The sequence below is a fragment of the Pseudomonas sp. I3-I5 genome, assembly GCF_022699445.1.
Lineage (GTDB): Bacteria > Pseudomonadota > Gammaproteobacteria > Pseudomonadales > Pseudomonadaceae > Aquipseudomonas > Aquipseudomonas fulva.
Map to the genome: position 1 here is coordinate 4095154 of NZ_CP093940.1, position 16004 is coordinate 4111157.

Sequence of the window (16004 nt, forward strand, 5' to 3'; positions counted from 1 at the left end):
GCATGTCAAAGGCTGATTATCATCTGGCTGCTTGAGTTGCAGCGCCTGCAATGCCGTGAAGAGATGCCTGATGAACAGAATGATCCGGGGCCTGGCGCTTGTGCTGGCCTTTGTGACCGGTGCCGCCACGGCCCAGCCCGAGCATGACCAGCCGATGGATACGACGCTGCTGGCACGCCAGGACCTGGCCTATCGATTCACCCACCTGGACCTCGACTCGGCAGACGGCGCGCGTCACTACCGGCTGTGGATAGGACTGCCCAAGCGCGCCGCCCCCGCAACCGGCTACCCTGTGTTGTGGATGCTCGACGGCAATGCAGCCCTGAGCGCACTGGACCCACAACGACTCGATGCCTTGGCCGCCGGCCAGGCCCCCGTACTGGTCGCCGTGGGTTACCAGACCCGCCAGCGCATCGACAGAACCAGCCGAACCTACGACTACACGCCGGCGCTGGCCGGGCAGACAGAGCAACGCGACCCACTCACCGGGTTACCCAGCGGCGGGGTGGATGCCTTTCTTGACCTGCTGGAGACCCGCATGCGCTCGGGGCTGGCAGCACTGGTGAGCATCGACCCCCAGCAGCAGACGCTGTGGGGGCACTCGTATGGCGGCCTGGCCGTGCTCCATGCCCTCTTCACCCGGCCCAAGTCATTCGCCGTCTATGCGGCGGCCAGCCCATCGCTGTGGTGGCATGACGGCGCGATCCTGCGCGAAGCGGCAAGCCTGCCGGCGCGGTTGGGGGATGCCCAACCGCAGGTGCTGTTGATGCGCGGCTCACTGGAGCCGGCCAGCCCCCGCGAACCGGCCCAGCCCCACGCCGATCAGACGGCACGGAGCCTCGCCGCCAGCCTGACCCAGCTCAAGGGCGTGCAGGTGTCTTTCAAGCAGTTCGACGGCCTTGGGCATGGGCCGATGCTTTCGGCGTCGCTGCACTGGGTGATCGACACCTTGAGCAAAGCAGCACCGCAGGGCACCTCGCCCAGCCGCTGACAGCGGTCTAGATCATAACGGCGGGTTGCCAACCCAGGCACAGGGTGCGGTATGCTTGCCCGGTCTTCAGGGCGGGGTGAAAGTCCCCACCGGCGGTAAATCGAAAGATGAGCCCGCGAGCGCTCCGGTCATGCCGGAGGTCAGCAGACCTGGTGAGATTCCAGGGCCGACGGTCATAGTCCGGATGAAAGAAGGCGTCAGGCAGGGGCCCCACGGGCACCCTTGCGCACGCATTTTGCTCGCCCCGAGACGTTCATCGATCACTTACGAGGAGCGTTTCATGTCTACCTTGCACCCTGTGCACTTTCCCAATGTCACCGCCGCCATCGCCGCGTTCAAGGCCGGTCGCCCCGTGCTGCTGCTTGACGATGACGACCGTGAAGATGAAGCGGACATCATTGCCGCTGCCGAGAACATTTCGTTGCAGACCATGGCCATGATGATCCGCGATTGCAGCGGTATCGTCTGCCTGTGCCTGGACGAGGCAACGGTCGATGAGCTGCAACTGGCACCCATGGTCCAGAACAACCAGGCCCGCCACGGCACCGGGTTCACGGTCACCATCGAAGCTGCCGAGGGCATCAGCACTGGCGTAAGCGCCCAGGACCGGGTCACCACGATTGCCGCTGCACTGCGCTCTTCGGCCGAGCAACGGCATATCGTCAGCCCTGGGCATGTGTTTCCGCTGCGCGCGCGCAATGGCGGTGTGCTCACGCGTCGCGGTCACACCGAAGGGTCGGTTGACCTGGCCCGCCTGGCCGGACTGCGGCCGGCAGCCGTCTTGTGCGAATTGATGAACCCTGACGGCACGATGGCTCGCGGTGAGGAAGTGGCCGTCTACGCACGCCAGTACAACCTTCCCATGCTGACCATCGACGAGTTGGCGCAGTATCGACTGGCGCTGCAGGCGCAAACGGCTGCGGCGATCTGATCGACCTGGCCACGCCAGGGCCTGAACGGTAGCGCCAACCCGGCGCTGCCGTGCCAATGGCGGTTTGCTCACCCCGCCCCGCTCTGCTAGTGTCGCGGCGTTCAGACTACCGCCGAGACTGCCGCCATGGCCCGCAAAAAAGCTTCCCTTGATTTCGAGCAATCCCTTGCCGAGTTGCAGGCACTGGTCGAGCGCCTGGAGAACGGCGAGTTGTCCCTGGAGGACTCGCTTGCCGCTTTCGAACAAGGCATTGCCCTGACGCGTGATTGCCAAGGCGCACTGGCTCAGGCCGAACAGAAGGTGCAGGTTCTGCTGGAGCGCGATGGCGAGCTGACTGCCCAGCCCTTCGACGTGGAGCCCGAGGCATGATCGGTGCCTATCAGTCCGCCTGCCAGGCACGCGTCGATGGCGCACTCGAGCCGCTGTTCATCGCCCCCACGGCCGAGCTTGAACGCCTGTACGCCGCAATGCGCTACAGCGTGATGAACGGCGGCAAACGCGTACGCCCGCTGCTCGTCTACGCGGCCTGCGAGGCCTTGGGCGCTCCGGCGGAGCACGCCAACGGCGCCGCTTGCGCCGTCGAGCTCATCCACGCTTACTCGCTGGTCCACGACGACTTGCCGGCCATGGATGACGACGACCTGCGCCGCGGCCAGCCGACCACGCACAAGGCGTTCGACGAGGCCTGTGCCATTCTTGCCGGTGACGGCCTGCAAAGCCTGGCCTTCAGCGCATTGCTCGACCCCCGCCTGAGCCCCCAGACCGACGCACTTCGCCTGGCCATGGTGCAGGCCTTGGCCTCGGCCGCCGGCCCCGCTGGCATGGTGGGCGGGCAAGCCATCGACCTGGGCTCGGTGGGCATGAAGCTGGACCAGCAAGCCTTGGCGTTCATGCACCGGCACAAGACCGGTGCACTGATCGAGGCCAGCGTCCGCCTGGGCGGGCTGGCCAGTGCCCGCGCCGACCAGGCGCAGCTCGATGCCTTGCAGGTGTATGCGCAGGCCATCGGCCTGGCCTTCCAGGTTCAGGACGACATCCTCGATGTGGAAAGCGATACGGCTACACTGGGTAAACGCCAGGGCGCCGACATCGCCCGCGACAAGCCGACCTACCCCGCCCTGCTGGGCATGGAGGCGGCCAAGGCCTACGCGATCGAACTGCGCGACCAGGCATTGGTCGCATTGGAAAGGTTCGACGAAAAGGCCGAGCCACTGCGAGCCCTGGCGTGCTACATCGTCGAACGCCGCAACTGACCTGGCGAGTACCGCGTGATGGCTGTTAAGCCGCCAGCGCGTCACCCGTCTGAATGGGCAGCTTTTCCTACAATGGGGTAAACTGCCGCGTCTTAATACACCTATAACGACTCGCCTGATGCCCACGACGTTTCAAGAGATCCCCCGCGAACGCCCGGTCACGCCGCTGCTCGACCGCGCTGACACGCCAGATGGCTTGCGCCGTCTGGCCGAAGCCGACCTGGAGACCCTGGCCGACGAGTTGCGCCAGGAACTTCTGTATACCGTGGGCCAGACCGGTGGGCACTTCGGTGCCGGCCTGGGCGTCATCGAGCTGACCATCGCCCTGCACTACGTCTTCGATACCCCCGATGACCGGTTGGTATGGGACGTGGGCCACCAGGCCTACCCGCACAAGATTCTGACCGGGCGCCGCAACCGCATGCTCAGCCTTCGCCAGAAGGACGGCGTAGCCGCCTTCCCGCGCCGCAGCGAAAGCGTGTACGACACCTTCGGCGTCGGTCACTCCAGCACATCGATCAGCGCAGCCCTTGGCATGGCCATCGCGGCGCGCCTGCAAAACAGCGCTCGTAAGTCGATTGCGGTCATCGGCGACGGCGCACTCACCGCAGGCATGGCGTTCGAGGCGTTGAACCACGCCCAGGAAGTCAACGCCGACATGCTGGTGATCCTCAACGACAACGACATGTCGATCTCGCGCAATGTGGGGGGCTTGTCCAACTACCTGGCCAAGATCCTCTCCAGCCGCACCTACTCCAGCATGCGCGAAGGCAGCAAGAAAGTGCTGTCGCGCCTGCCAGGTGCGTGGGAAATAGCGCGGCGTACCGAAGAATATGCCAAGGGCATGCTGGTACCCGGCACGCTGTTCGAAGAGCTGGGCTGGAACTACATCGGCCCCATCGATGGTCACGACCTGCCCACGATGATCGCCACCCTGCGCAACATGCGCGACCTGAAGGGCCCGCAGTTCCTGCACGTGGTGACTAAAAAGGGCAAGGGGTTCGCCCCGGCCGAGATCGACCCGATCGGCTACCACGCCATTACCAAGCTCGAGCCTGTGGACAAGCCGGTTGCGCCGAAACAGGCCAGCGGACCGAAATATTCCGCCGTGTTCGGCCAGTGGCTCTGCGACATGGCCGCTGCCGACGATCGCCTGGTGGGCATTACGCCGGCCATGAAGGAAGGCTCCGACCTGGTGGCGTTCAGCGAACGCTACCCTGAACGCTATTTCGACGTGGCGATTGCCGAACAGCATGCCGTCACGCTCGCGGCGGGCATGGCTTGCGAAGGTAGCAAACCGGTAGTGGCTATCTACTCGACCTTCCTGCAGAGGGCCTATGACCAGTTGATTCATGACGTGGCCGTGCAGAACCTGGACGTGCTGTTCGCCATCGACCGCGCCGGTCTGGTGGGTGAAGATGGCCCGACCCATGCCGGTAGCTATGACCTGTCCTACCTGCGCTGCATCCCTGGCATGCTGGTGATGACCCCCAGCGACGAAAGCGAGTTGCGCCAGATGCTCAGCACGGGCCACCTCTACAACGGCCCGGCTGCCGTGCGCTATCCGCGCGGTACAGGCCCTGGCGCTGCTGTCGACGAGGGCTTGGAACCGCTGGAGATTGGCAAGGGCGTGGTGCGTCGCCGGGGTGAAAAGGTCGCGCTGCTGGTCTTTGGCGTGCAGCTGGCCGAAGCCCTGCAAGTAGCCGAACAGATCAACGCCACGGTCGTCGACATGCGCTTCGTCAAGCCGCTGGATGATGCCCTGGTGCTGGAAATGGCAGGTAGCCACGAACTGCTGGTGACCCTCGAAGAAAATGCCATCATGGGCGGCGCCGGTGCTGCCGTAGGCGAGTGCCTGGCCAGGGAGGCGGTGGTCAAGCCGTTGCTGCACCTGGGCTTGCCGGACCTTTATGTGGAGCATGCCAAGCCCGCGCAGATGCTGGCAGAGTGTGGGCTGGATGCAGCGGGCATCGAAGCTAGTGTCAAGGCCCGCATGGTCAAGCTGGGGCTTTGATGTGCAGGGCTGCGCTGCAGCCCGGGTGCTCAGCCAAACGAGCAGGCAGTCATTTACCCAACGCGGTCTGTGATTGCCGGCTTCTTTTTCGTTCATGGCGACTCTGAGGGCAAGGGCCTTTCTGCGCTGGGCTCCGCTGTGTTGGAGTGCGCAGACTTCGCAGATATGTACCGCCCGTGAAAAACCCGACCCTTGCCACCCTGCTTTGCCTCCCTCTGCCCTTGCTGGCGTCCGAACGAGATGACGCCCTGAAACTGTCTGACGTGCTCATCAGCGCCAGCCGCCAGGTCGAATCGCGCACCGCCACCAGTGCTGCGAACACCGTGTTTACCCGGGCCGATATCGACCGCCTGCAACCGAGTAGCGTCATGGACCTGCTCAGCCGCGTGCCGGGCGTGCAAGTGGCACCGACCGGCGGGCGCGGCAGCTTGCCAGGCCTTTTCATTCGCGGCACCAAGACCGCGCAAACGCTGGTGCTGGTCGATGGTGTACGCATCGCCAACGCGACCTCAGGCGACAGCGGCCTGCAGTTTCTCAACGTCGACCAGATCGAGCGTGTCGAAGTGCTTCGCGGCTCTCGGTCGGCGGTATATGGCAGCGATGCCATTGGCGGGGTCATCCAAGTGTTCACCCGACGGAGCCTCGGTGACGGCCTGCACCCGCGCGTGCGCCTGGCTGCCGGTAGCCGAAAAACCTTCCAGCGCAGCCTGGGTGTGTCGGGCGCCGATGGCTCAACGCGCTTCAACCTGGGCGCAAGCCTGGACGAAACGGCAGGCATCGATTCAACCGGACCGTCGTTCAGCAGTGACGCCGACCATGACGCTTACCGCAACAAATCGCTCAACTTCAGCCTGAGCCAGACGCTCGGCGAGCGCATCGAAGTCGGCCTGAACCTGCTGCACAGTCAGGGCCGCAGTCAATACGACAATCCATTCGGCGGCTTCGACCCTGTCACCTTCCAAAGCGTCGGCCAACAGCCGTACACCGACTTCACCGTCGCCAGCCTGGGCAGTTACCTCGACGCCCAGCTCAGCGACAACTGGCACACGCGGATGGAGGTGGCGCACAGCGAAAACCGTGACGACAAGCGCGACACGTTGAGCTCAGAACGCTTTGTGTTCAACACCTACCGCGACCAGATGACCTGGCAGAACGACCTGGCCCTGAACGATCAGCACAGCCTGCTCGCCGGCGCCGACTGGTATCAGGACCGCGTGCACGCCAGTACCGACTTCGAGAAGGACAGCCGCTGGAACCGGGCGGTGTTTCTTCAGCACCGCTATCAAGGCCCGCTGTTCTCCACCGAAGCGGGCGTACGCCAGGACCGCAACGAGCAGTTCGGCACTCACACCACCTGGAGTGGCAGCGTGAGCGTTGCGCTCGATGATCGCAATGATGTGGTGCTGTCCTACAGCGAAGGCTTCCGGGCCCCGACGTTCAACGACCTGTATTACCCGCAGTTCAGCAACCCTGACCTTGACCCCGAGCACGCCAGGACCTATGAAGTGCAGTGGCGCAGCCAGCTGTCTACCGACACCCGCCTGGAGGCTTCCCTGTACCGCACCGACCTGCGCGATGCGATCGTGTTCGGTCAGGACGCCATTCCCCGCAACGTGGCCTCGGCGCGCGTCGACGGCGTAGAGCTGGCCCTGGCCCAACAGTGGGGCGAATGGAGCAGCCAGCTGGGCCTGGCAATGATCGACCCACGTGACCGCGACAGTGGCCATACATTGGCCCGACGGGCACGCCGCACCCTGAGCCTGGACCTGGACCGCCGTGTGGGACCCTTCGGCATCGGTGCGAGCGTACAGGCTGTCAGCAGCAGCTACGATGATGAAGCCAACCGCAACCGTTTGGGTGGATATGGGTTGCTGGGCCTGCGCGGCAGTTGGGCAGCCACCGAGGCGCTGACCGTGGAGGCGAAGCTGGACAACCTGTTCGACCGTGGCTACAGCCGCGCCCTGTACAGCTACGAGGGCAGCCCCCATGCCTACCAGGAAGAAGGGCGCACGCTGTTGTTCAGCGTGACGTGGGCACCGGCGCTCTAGCGGCCAGCAGTTCGCACAGGCGAGCCGTCGCTTCGATCATCTGCCCACTGGGGCGCTCGATGCCGTTGTCCGGCACCACCAGTAACCCGTCTTGCGCCACCGCGCGCAGCGTCGGCCAGGCCTTCCAACTGGCCAACTGTTGCACATCGGCGGCCAGGATGATGTCGGGGTCGCGCGCAATGACCGACTCTACGCTCACCTGGGGCGCTGCCGGGTTCAAATCCGCAAAGACATTACGCGCACCACAGACGGCCAGTGCATCGCTGATCACTTGCTGACCACCCAAGGTGTACAAGGGGCGATCCCAGACCTGGTAGAAGACCTGCAGGGGCCTGTCGCGACGGTACTGCTGGCGCAGTGTTTTCAATCGTGCACGCAGGGCGCGAGCGTAGCGGCGGCCTTGGTCAGCGTGGCCTACGTGTTCAGCGATTTCTTCGATCTGGCCAATCAACTGCTCGATGCTGTGGGGCTCTGCGCTGAAGGCAGGGATGCCCAGACGTTTGAGCTGGTCGCGCTGCGCGGGCGGTACACTGCCCGGCCACAGCAGCAGCAGATCAGGGCGCAGACTGAGCAAACGCTCCATGTCCAGCTGGCCATAGCGCCCCACCGAGGGCAACGCTCGCAACGCCGGTGGCCGTTCACCCCCATCGAGCACCCCCACCAGCAGGTCGCCTGCCTGCAGTTCGAGCATGATTTCCGTCAACGACGGTGCCAGGCTGACGACGCGTAGTGGCCCAGCGCTCGCCAGGCTGCAGGCCAGTAGCGCCAGCCCCGCTATGAGCCGGCGCATCAGCCAAGCTGAGACGGCAGACGGTACAAGTAGAGCAAGACCACGGTGGACAAGGCCAGTAGCACCTGTGGGACGGTTTCCAGGCCCACCAGTACCGACACGGCGGCTACCCAGGCGGGGAAGCAGGCATAGGTCATGGCCAGGCGCCGCACGCGAGCCAGTTCGATCCACGCAGCAGGCTCGGCTTCGGTACCGAGCGCCTTGGAGGTGGCAATCAGCGCGCGCTTGTAGGCACCGAAGCGCGGCAAGGTGAGAAACAACGTGGCTGCGCCAGCGATGAACAGCGGCATGGCCAACATGGGAATCATCGCCTCGCCACCGCCAAAGGCCCAGGCCATGACCGGCAGCGGCACAAGCCCCACCGCCAGGTACTGCCACCAAGCCAGGGCGAGGCGCCGCTTGACCTCGGCGCGGGTCACGCCTGGGGCACCTCGCCCTGGTGTTCATTGCCCAGCATGTGGCCCAGCTTGCCGGCCTTGGTTGCCAGGTAATGGCTGTTGTGCGGGTTGTGCCCGGTGTGTAGCGGCACACGCTCGGCCACCACGATATCCATGTCGGTCAAGGCCTTGACCTTGCGCGGGTTGTTGGTCATCAAGCGCAACGCCTTGACACCCAGGTGCTCGAGCATCGGCAGGCAGATGGCATAGTCGCGCTGATCCGCAGCAAACCCGAGGCGCTCGTTGGCTTCGACCGTGTCCGCCCCTCCGTCCTGCAGTTCGTAGGCGCGGATCTTGTTCAGCAGGCCAATGCCACGGCCTTCCTGGCGCAGGTAAAGCAGCACGCCACGACCTTCTCGGGCGATCGCCTGGAGGGCAGCTTCGAGTTGCGACCCGCAATCACAGCGTTGACTGAACAAGGCATCGCCGGTCAAGCATTCGGAATGCAGGCGCCCCAGTACCGGCTGCCCATCGGCGATATCACCCAGGCTGAGCACCACATGCTCGCGGCCAGTGGCTTCATCCAGAAAGCCGTGCATGGTGAAAGTCGCGAAAGGCGTCGGGAGTTTAGAGGCGGCAACAAAGACGACGGGCACGTTGTGCTCCTGGGATAAGTGGGAATTTCAATGGACCGATTGTATCAGCAGCTTACAGGCAGTGCTCCCGCAGTATACCGCCGGTTATTATCGAAAACCTCGATGCGTAGCGGTTGCGGGCATGTACCACGCGCTACGGTTTGGTACTGGCATCGAAAGGATACGGCTGTTTCCAACGTTCGAATATCGGCTTGAGTTCGCCGCTGCGCACCAGTTCGGCCATGCGTTTGTCGAACACATCACGCAGTGCCTCACCCCGCTCACTGCGGGCAAACGCCAGGTACATGGGCAGCTCGACCACATGGGTGCGCCGGAATCGATCGGGTTGCGAGCTTTGCCCGATGACGTAGTCCACTTCGGTCATGGCGTCGACATAGAAGTCCACCCGGTCATGCTCCAGCATGGGCAGAATGCCTTCGCGTCGCTGGATTTCACGGTACTCCCGCACGCGGGGCAGGTATTTGCCATAGGCATAGCCACGCACCCAAGCCAGGCGATAGTCGCCTATGGTTGCCAGTGTAGGGGCCGGCTTGCTGGCAAGCCCCAGGGCGTAGATATGGTCGACGTCGAAATGCCAGCGAGGGTAGAGGTTGTCTTCACTTTCGTCCTTGTACGAGCCAACCCAGGCGTCAGCCTCGCCACGTTTGACCAGGCCAATGGCACGGCTATACGGCGCACTCTGCGGCACGACCTCGATCCCTGCGGGCTGGAACACCTTGCGCATCACGTCCCAGGCCACACCGGTGCCATCTGCGTTGGTGTAGTCGGCCCACTCCTCGCTGACCAGGCGAATCTGGCCAGGCTGGCTGTCGCCGGCAGCCGCCCATGGGGCAGCGGCCATCAACAATGCCAGTAGCATACCCTTCAGCACCATGGCAGCCCCCGTTCTACGCGACAGCCCATACCAGAACCTGCATGCCCAACCAGGCGAAGACGCCGGCCAGCACGTCATCGAGCATGATGCCGACGCCGCCATGCACGTGACGATCGATCCAGCGAATGGGCCAAGGCTTGAGGATGTCGAAGAAACGGAACATCAAAAAACCCGCCAACAGCCACTGCCAGCCATCGGGCACCAACCACAGCGTGATCCACATGCCGACCATTTCGTCCCAGACGATGCCTTCGTGGTCATGCACGCGCAAGTCATTGGCCACCTTGCCGCACAGCCAGAAGCCGAACAGCATGGTGATCCCCAGTACCAGCCAGTACCCCCAATCGGGCAGCATCTGCCAGAGCGGAATGAAGGGTATCGCCACCAGCGAGCCCCAGGTGCCGGGCGCTTTGGGCAAGGTGCCGGAGCCGAACCCGAACGCGATGAAGTGCCAAGGGTTGCGCCAGACCGATGGCGGAACGAACTCCGCAGGCACCTGATTGGGGTGGTCGGTCACGGTATCTCCCTAAAGTGTTGATAGCCCCGCTGCCGAGGCGTGATGTCCTGACCGTGCGCATCGCGCAGGGACACGCCCTGCCCTTGCAGCACGCGGCCAATGGGGTAGACCTGGATGAAGCCAAAGTGCGCAAGGTGCGTCAAGGCGTCCGGAGGTGCCGTGAACGCCAGTATGTAGTCGTCGCCACCGGCGAGCGCTGCCTGCACGGCTGCCTCGCGGCCCAGGAACGCCTCCACTTCGGGGGACACTGGCACCTGCGCCAGGTTCACCTCGAGCGCCACGCCAGAGGCCTTGGCGATATGACCGCAATCGGCCAGCAACCCATCGGAAATATCCAGTGCCGCCGTGGCGTGCCCTCTGAGCAAGGCACCGAGGGTGAGCTGCGGCATGGGCGCCCAATAGTGGGCCAGCAGCGGCTCTGCCACGTCCGGCGGCGCCTGGCGCTCCCCGAGCACCAGAGGCAAGGCGCCAGCGGCCTTGCCCAGCACGCCACCGACATACAGCAGGTCGCCCGGCTGGGCGCCAGTGCGGCGTAATGCCTGCCCGGCCGGCACACGGCCGAAGACCGTCACGGTGATGCTCAGCGGACCCCGGGTCGTGTCCCCGCCAATCAGGCTCATGCGGCAACGGTGAGCCATGCGGCTCAACCCTGCCGAGTATTCCTCCAACCACGCGTGGCTGACGTCAGGCAGGGTGAGGGCCAGCGTGAAACCGATCGCGGTAGCGCCCATGGCGGCCAGGTCACTGACGGCGACTGCCAGGCAGCGCTGACCCAGCAGCTTCGGGTCGCAGACGGCAGGGAAATGCACCCCAGCTACCAGAGTATCGGTCGAGACGGCCAACTGCTCACCGGGAGGCAGATCCAGCAGAGCACAGTCGTCACCGATGCCCAGCGCCACCCCTTCGCCCTCGCCGTGCACTGCACAGTGCGCGGAGGCGAAGTAATGGTTGATCAGCTCGAACTCACCCATGGCCAGGCTGCGCCGCAATCAGCGCTTGTTCGCCTTGACTTCGGCTTCGCGCAGCGTCGGTGCCAGTTTGTCGAGCACGCCGTTGACGAACTTGTGACCGTCGGTGGCGCCGAAGACCTTGGCCAGCTCGACGCCTTCGTTGATCACAACGCGGTAAGGCACGTCGATGCGCTTGATGAACTCCCAGGTGGACAGACGCAACACGGCCAGTTCGACCGGGTCGAGTTCGTCAAGGCTCAGGTCCAGGCAGGGCTCGAGCGCACCGTCGATTTCGCCCTTGATGGCCGGAACGCCATGCAGGATTTCACGGAAGTAGGCGCCGTCGACATCTGCAAAATCGTTATCGACCCGAAACTGCGCTTCGATCTCGTTCAACGAATGATGCGCCATGTGCCATTGATACAGTGCCTGGGTCGCGAGCTTGCGGGCTTCACGGCGTTTGGCGCTTTTCGATGGCTTGCCGGCATCCGCAGGCTTGGGATCGCGCGGGTTGAAACGATCGCTTTCGTCGCTAATCACTTGGCCTCCAACTGCGCCAGCAGGCTTACCATTTCCAGGGCAGACAGGGCAGCTTCTGCACCTTTGTTGCCGGCCTTGGTGCCGGAACGTTCGATGGCCTGTTCGATGGAGTCGACGGTCAGTACGCCGAACGCCACAGGAACACCGAACTCCATGGACACCTGAGCCAGGCCCTTGGTGCACTCGCCCGCCACGTATTCAAAGTGCGGGGTGCCGCCACGGATTACAGCGCCCAGCGCGATGATCGCGTCGTAAGCACCTTGCTGGGCGACCTTCTGGGCAACCAGCGGAATCTCGAACGCACCAGGCGCACGGATGATGGTGATGTCGTTTTCGCTGACACCATGGCGTACCAGGGCATCAACGGCACCACTTACCAGGCTTTCGACGACGAAGCTGTTGAAGCGGCCAACCACCAAAGCATAGCGACCTTTGGGGGCAATGAAGGTACCTTCGATGGTCTTCAGGGTCATTGCGATATTCTCATCTTCAAACGCAAGGCCGCTTGCTGGCGGCCTCGACAGGGGTATGGACTCGAGCTGCAGGGCGTCATTGCCGCCTCAAGTCACTCGGAGGGCACGTATTCTACAACTTCCAGGTCGAATCCGGATATCGCATTGAACTTCATCGGCGAACTCAGCAGGCGCATCTTGCGCACGCCGAGGTCACGCAGGATCTGCGAACCGGCACCCACGGTGCTGTAGGTGGTCGGGGTCTTGGCCGGTGCATCGCCTGCACTTTCGCGAATATGCGCAAGCAGCACATCGCCATCGAGCGGGTGCCCCAGCAGCAGCACCACACCGCTTCCGGCTTCGGCCACGGCGGCCATGGCGGCGCGCAGGCTCCAGCGACCCGGCTGCTTGACCAGCAGCAGGTCGCGCAGCGGGTCCATGTTGTGCACGCGCACCAGGGTGGGCTCTTCGGCGCAGATGGCGCCCAGGGTCAAGGCCATGTGCACGTCACCTTCAACCGCATCGCGGTAGGTGACCAGGTTGAACTCGCCCAGCTCGCTTTCCACCGACTGCTCGGAAACCCGCTGCACGGTGCGCTCGTGGATCATGCGGTAGTGAATGAGATCGGCGATGGTGCCGATCTTCAGGCCGTGCTCGGCAGCGAACACTTCCAGTTCGGCGCGGCGCGACATGGTGCCGTCGTCGTTCATCACCTCGCAGATCACGCCGCTGGGCTCGAACCCGGCCATGCGTGCCAGGTCGCAGGCTGCCTCGGTGTGCCCGGCGCGAGCCAGCGTACCGCCTGGCTGAGCCATGAGCGGGAAGATGTGCCCAGGGCTGACGATGTCTTCGGCCTTGGCGTCCTTGGCGGCAGCCGCTTGCACGGTGCGGGCACGGTCGGCGGCGGAAATGCCGGTGGTGACACCCTCGGCAGCCTCGATCGAAACGGTGAACTTGGTGCCGAAGCCTGAACCATTGCGCGGCGCCATCAGGGGCAGCTTGAGGGTTTCGCAACGTTCGCGGGTCATCGGCATGCAGATCAGGCCACGGGCGTGCTTGGCCATGAAGTTGATGTGCTCGGGCTGGCAGCATTCGGCTGCCATGATGATATCGCCTTCGTTCTCACGGTCTTCGTCATCCATCAGGATGACCATTTTGCCCTGGCGGATGTCTTCGACCAGTTCTTCGATGCTGTTGAGCGCCACGCGGCACCCCCTTCTCAATCAGGATTTCAAGAAGCCGTTGGCGGCCAGGAAACTTTCGGTGATGCCACTGCCCTTGCTCGGCTCGGCCGCCTTGTCGCCCAGCAGCAAGCGCTCCAGGTAACGGGCCAGCAGGTCGACCTCAAGGTTTACCCGACGCCCTGCGCGGTAGTCGGCCATGATGGTTTCGGACAGGGTGTGCGGGACGATGGTCAGCTCGAATTCGGCGCCATTGACCTCGTTGACCGTCAGGCTGGTGCCATCGACGGTAATCGAACCCTTGTGGGCGATGTACTTGGCCAGTTCTCGCGGCGCACGCACGCGAAACTGGATGGCGCGGGCGTTATCGCTGCGCGAGATGATTTCGCCGACACCGTCGACGTGACCGCTGACCAGGTGTCCCCCCAGCCGGGTGGTTGGCGTCAGCGCTTTTTCAAGGTTGACCTTGCTGCCACTTTTCAAGTCGACGAAAGCCGTGCGCTTGAGGGTCTCCACGCTCACATCGGCCCAGAAGCCGTTGCCAGGCAATTCCACCGCCGTCAGGCAAACGCCATTGACGGCGATGCTGTCGCCGAGCTTGACGTCACCCAGGTCAAGCTTGCCGGTGTCGACGTGCACGCGCACGTCGCCACCTTTGGGCGTCAGACTGCGGATAGTGCCGATGGATTCGATGATGCCGGTGAACATGGGTCTTCCTCAAAACGGTGTGCGCGGGGCAAGCCGCGCATTATACGCCGGGCGCAGGCAGCGGTACGGCTGTGACCCGCCAGTCATCGCCTACTGCGCGCATGTCGGTGATCTTCAGCCGCGGTGCCTCGCTCATGCGGTTCAGTGGCCAGTCCAGCAGTGGGCGTGCGCTTGAGCCCAGGAAGGTGCCTGCCATGAACAGCTGGTACTCGTCGACAAGGCCTTGCTGGGCGAAGGCCCCGACCAGGCCGGCGCCGGCTTCCAGCAGGATTTCGTTGACGCCACGGGCGGCCAGAGCTTGAAGCAGGGCACGCAGGTCCACATGGCCATTGTCGCCCGGCAGGCTGAGCAGTTCATGGCCGGCAGCGGCATAACGAGGGTCATCTGCGACGGCGGTCACCACCAGCGCGGGGCCGGCCTGGAAGAAGGGCGCCTGCAAGGGCAAGCGCAAACGGCCATCGACCAGCACCCGCAGCGGTGCCCGGCTCAGGGCAAGCGCGGTGGTTTCGGCGTCCAGGCCCAACTCGGCGCCACGCACCGTCATGCGGGCACCGTCAGCCAGTACGCTGCTTGCACTGGTCAGCACCACGCTGGAGCGCGCGCGCAGACGCTGCACGGCAGAACGCGCCGCAGGGCCGGTGATCCACTGGCTTTCGCCGCTGGCCATGGCGGTACGACCATCCAGGCTCATGGCCAGCTTGGCGCGCACGAACGGCAACCCCTGTTCCATGCGCTTGAGGAACCCGGGGTTGAGTGCCCGCGCCTGCTCTTCGAGCACCCCGCTGGCCACGTCGATACCGGCCTGGGCAAGTCGCTGCAGGCCCCGCCCAGCCACCTGGGGATTGGGGTCCTGCATGGCGGCCACTACGCGCGCCACACCGGCCTTGACCAAGGCTTCGGCACACGGCGGCGTACGGCCATGGTGGCTGCAGGGTTCGAGGGTGACATAGGCACAGCCGCCCCGCGCACGCTCGCCTGCCTGGGCAAGCGCATGCACCTCGGCATGGGGCTCCCCGGCGCGCACATGCCAGCCCTCGCCCACCACCTCGCCATCACGGACGATGACGCAACCCACACGCGGGTTGGGGTGGGTGGTGTAGAGCCCCTTGCGCGCTAACTCAAGGGCACGGGCCATGTAATGGGCGTCAAGCACAGCTGCGGGGGTTTGCATGCTCACTCTTTGGCCGGCTCACGGGCCAGGCGGTCGATTTCTTCGCGGAATTCGTCAAGGTCCTGGAAGCGCCGATAAACCGAGGCGAAGCGGATGTAGGCGACTTCATCGAGTTTGCGCAACTCGCCCATCACCAGCTCGCCCACCACCAGCGACTTGACCTCGCGCTCGCCGGTGGCGCGCAGCCGACTCTTGATGTGGGCCAGGGCGGCCTCGAGGCGCTCGACACTGACAGGGCGTTTTTCCAGCGCACGCTGCATGCCGGCCCGCAACTTGTCTTCGTCGAAGGGCTGGCGAGTACCGTCCTGTTTGATCAGCCGGGGCAGTACCAGCTCGGCGGTCTCGAAGGTGGTGAAGCGCTCGCCGCAGGCGACGCATTCGCGACGGCGCCGCACTTGCTCGCCCTCGGCGACCAGGCGCGAGTCGATGACCTTGGTGTCGTTGGCACCGCAAAAGGGACAGTGCATGGTGGCAGGCAACAAAAAAAGGGAGGGCCATGGTAGCGCATCCCACTGGCAAGACAAGCCAAAGGGGTTAACATCCATGCAATT

At 64.3% G+C, this 16004-nt stretch carries 18 protein-coding genes and 1 riboswitch; of the genes, 6 read left to right on the top strand and 12 right to left on the bottom strand.

Features of this window, described 5'->3' with window-relative positions; genetic code table 11:
* The first annotated feature begins 70 nt into the window (after nucleotides 1–70).
* The 6 genes from MOP87_RS18265 to MOP87_RS18290 all read left to right on the top strand — a co-directional run bounded on the left by MOP87_RS18265 (nucleotide 71) and on the right by MOP87_RS18290 (nucleotide 7237).
* Nucleotides 71–991: an alpha/beta hydrolase gene (locus tag MOP87_RS18265; protein WP_242809882.1), complete on the top strand. Its 921-nt coding sequence runs from the start codon at nucleotides 71–73 to the stop codon at nucleotides 989–991.
* A gap of 58 nt (nucleotides 992–1049) precedes the next feature.
* Nucleotides 1050–1191: riboswitch (FMN riboswitch) on the top strand.
* Between the two features lie 80 nt (nucleotides 1192–1271).
* On the top strand, nucleotides 1272–1922 hold the full coding sequence (gene ribB, locus MOP87_RS18270; RefSeq protein WP_023534985.1) for a 3,4-dihydroxy-2-butanone-4-phosphate synthase: 651 nt from the start codon (nucleotides 1272–1274) through the stop codon (nucleotides 1920–1922).
* A gap of 126 nt (nucleotides 1923–2048) precedes the next feature.
* Nucleotides 2049–2291: an exodeoxyribonuclease VII small subunit gene (locus tag MOP87_RS18275; RefSeq protein ID WP_023534977.1), complete on the top strand. Its 243-nt coding sequence runs from the start codon at nucleotides 2049–2051 to the stop codon at nucleotides 2289–2291.
* A complete protein-coding gene (gene ispA / locus MOP87_RS18280) occupies nucleotides 2288–3175 on the top strand; it encodes a (2E,6E)-farnesyl diphosphate synthase (RefSeq protein ID WP_181073884.1) in 888 nt (295 codons plus the stop codon). Before MOP87_RS18275 ends, ispA begins: the two co-directional genes overlap by 4 nt.
* A 118-nt stretch (nucleotides 3176–3293) precedes the next feature.
* On the top strand, nucleotides 3294–5189 hold the full coding sequence (dxs, locus tag MOP87_RS18285; protein WP_242809883.1) for a 1-deoxy-D-xylulose-5-phosphate synthase: 1896 nt from the start codon (nucleotides 3294–3296) through the stop codon (nucleotides 5187–5189).
* 176 nt (nucleotides 5190–5365) lie between these two features.
* Nucleotides 5366–7237, top strand: a complete 1872-nt coding sequence (locus MOP87_RS18290; protein WP_242809884.1) for a TonB-dependent receptor — start codon at nucleotides 5366–5368, stop codon at nucleotides 7235–7237.
* Here MOP87_RS18290 and MOP87_RS18295 read toward each other — a convergent pair.
* The 12 genes from MOP87_RS18295 to nrdR form a co-directional block, all read right to left on the bottom strand.
* A complete protein-coding gene (locus MOP87_RS18295) occupies nucleotides 7209–8027 on the bottom strand; it encodes a cobalamin-binding protein (protein WP_242809885.1) in 819 nt (272 codons plus the stop codon). The genes MOP87_RS18290 and MOP87_RS18295 overlap by 29 nt on opposite strands.
* Entirely contained in the window at nucleotides 8027–8446 is a 420-nt protein-coding gene (locus MOP87_RS18300; protein ID WP_027915133.1) for a hypothetical protein, read from the bottom strand. The genes MOP87_RS18295 and MOP87_RS18300 overlap by 1 nt, the downstream gene beginning before the upstream one ends.
* Nucleotides 8443–9060, bottom strand: coding sequence for a GTP cyclohydrolase II (ribA, locus tag MOP87_RS18305; RefSeq protein WP_023534989.1), 618 nt, complete (start codon nucleotides 9058–9060; stop codon nucleotides 8443–8445). Before ribA ends, MOP87_RS18300 begins: the two co-directional genes overlap by 4 nt.
* A gap of 133 nt (nucleotides 9061–9193) precedes the next feature.
* On the bottom strand, nucleotides 9194–9934 hold the full coding sequence (locus MOP87_RS18310) for a transporter substrate-binding domain-containing protein (RefSeq protein ID WP_027915132.1): 741 nt from the start codon (nucleotides 9932–9934) through the stop codon (nucleotides 9194–9196).
* Between the two features lie 13 nt (nucleotides 9935–9947).
* A complete protein-coding gene (locus MOP87_RS18315) occupies nucleotides 9948–10451 on the bottom strand; it encodes a phosphatidylglycerophosphatase A (protein ID WP_023535011.1) in 504 nt (167 codons plus the stop codon).
* Nucleotides 10448–11422 (bottom strand): thiamine-phosphate kinase, encoded by a 975-nt coding sequence (gene thiL / locus MOP87_RS18320; RefSeq protein ID WP_110607349.1) that lies wholly within the window; start codon nucleotides 11420–11422, stop codon nucleotides 10448–10450. Before thiL ends, MOP87_RS18315 begins: the two co-directional genes overlap by 4 nt.
* An 18-nt stretch (nucleotides 11423–11440) precedes the next feature.
* Nucleotides 11441–11941, bottom strand: a complete 501-nt coding sequence (gene nusB, locus MOP87_RS18325; protein ID WP_027915130.1) for a transcription antitermination factor NusB — start codon at nucleotides 11939–11941, stop codon at nucleotides 11441–11443.
* On the bottom strand, nucleotides 11938–12414 hold the full coding sequence (gene ribE / locus MOP87_RS18330) for a 6,7-dimethyl-8-ribityllumazine synthase (RefSeq protein WP_023534949.1): 477 nt from the start codon (nucleotides 12412–12414) through the stop codon (nucleotides 11938–11940). Before ribE ends, nusB begins: the two co-directional genes overlap by 4 nt.
* A gap of 92 nt (nucleotides 12415–12506) precedes the next feature.
* The gene (ribBA, locus tag MOP87_RS18335; RefSeq protein ID WP_242809886.1) at nucleotides 12507–13598 is read right to left on the bottom strand and encodes a bifunctional 3,4-dihydroxy-2-butanone-4-phosphate synthase/GTP cyclohydrolase II; all 1092 of its coding nucleotides are present in this window, start codon (nucleotides 13596–13598) and stop codon (nucleotides 12507–12509) included.
* A gap of 18 nt (nucleotides 13599–13616) precedes the next feature.
* Nucleotides 13617–14282, bottom strand: a complete 666-nt coding sequence (locus tag MOP87_RS18340; protein ID WP_023534964.1) for a riboflavin synthase — start codon at nucleotides 14280–14282, stop codon at nucleotides 13617–13619.
* 40 nt (nucleotides 14283–14322) lie between these two features.
* Nucleotides 14323–15453, bottom strand: a complete 1131-nt coding sequence (gene ribD, locus MOP87_RS18345; protein ID WP_023535003.1) for a bifunctional diaminohydroxyphosphoribosylaminopyrimidine deaminase/5-amino-6-(5-phosphoribosylamino)uracil reductase RibD — start codon at nucleotides 15451–15453, stop codon at nucleotides 14323–14325.
* A gap of 2 nt (nucleotides 15454–15455) precedes the next feature.
* Nucleotides 15456–15920: a transcriptional regulator NrdR gene (gene nrdR, locus MOP87_RS18350; RefSeq protein ID WP_027915127.1), complete on the bottom strand. Its 465-nt coding sequence runs from the start codon at nucleotides 15918–15920 to the stop codon at nucleotides 15456–15458.
* Nucleotides 15921–16004 lie beyond the last annotated feature (84 nt).

Excerpts from the sequence above, each read along its gene's own strand:
- MOP87_RS18265 (WP_242809882.1), top strand. The coding sequence starts at position 71 with ATGAACAGAATGATCCGGGGCCTGGCGCTTGTGCTGGCCTTTGTGACC.
- ribB (WP_023534985.1), top strand. The coding sequence starts at position 1,272 with ATGTCTACCTTGCACCCTGTGCACTTTCCCAATGTCACCGCCGCCATC.
- MOP87_RS18275 (WP_023534977.1), top strand. The coding sequence starts at position 2,049 with ATGGCCCGCAAAAAAGCTTCCCTTGATTTCGAGCAATCCCTTGCCGAG.
- ispA (WP_181073884.1), top strand. The coding sequence starts at position 2,288 with ATGATCGGTGCCTATCAGTCCGCCTGCCAGGCACGCGTCGATGGCGCA.
- dxs (WP_242809883.1), top strand. The coding sequence starts at position 3,294 with ATGCCCACGACGTTTCAAGAGATCCCCCGCGAACGCCCGGTCACGCCG.
- MOP87_RS18295 (WP_242809885.1), bottom strand. The coding sequence starts at position 8,027 with ATGCGCCGGCTCATAGCGGGGCTGGCGCTACTGGCCTGCAGCCTGGCG.
- MOP87_RS18310 (WP_027915132.1), bottom strand. The coding sequence starts at position 9,934 with ATGGTGCTGAAGGGTATGCTACTGGCATTGTTGATGGCCGCTGCCCCA.
- thiL (WP_110607349.1), bottom strand. The coding sequence starts at position 11,422 with ATGGGTGAGTTCGAGCTGATCAACCATTACTTCGCCTCCGCGCACTGT.
- ribE (WP_023534949.1), bottom strand. The coding sequence starts at position 12,414 with ATGACCCTGAAGACCATCGAAGGTACCTTCATTGCCCCCAAAGGTCGC.
- MOP87_RS18340 (WP_023534964.1), bottom strand. The coding sequence starts at position 14,282 with ATGTTCACCGGCATCATCGAATCCATCGGCACTATCCGCAGTCTGACG.
- ribD (WP_023535003.1), bottom strand. The coding sequence starts at position 15,453 with ATGCAAACCCCCGCAGCTGTGCTTGACGCCCATTACATGGCCCGTGCC.
- nrdR (WP_027915127.1), bottom strand. The coding sequence starts at position 15,920 with ATGCACTGTCCCTTTTGCGGTGCCAACGACACCAAGGTCATCGACTCG.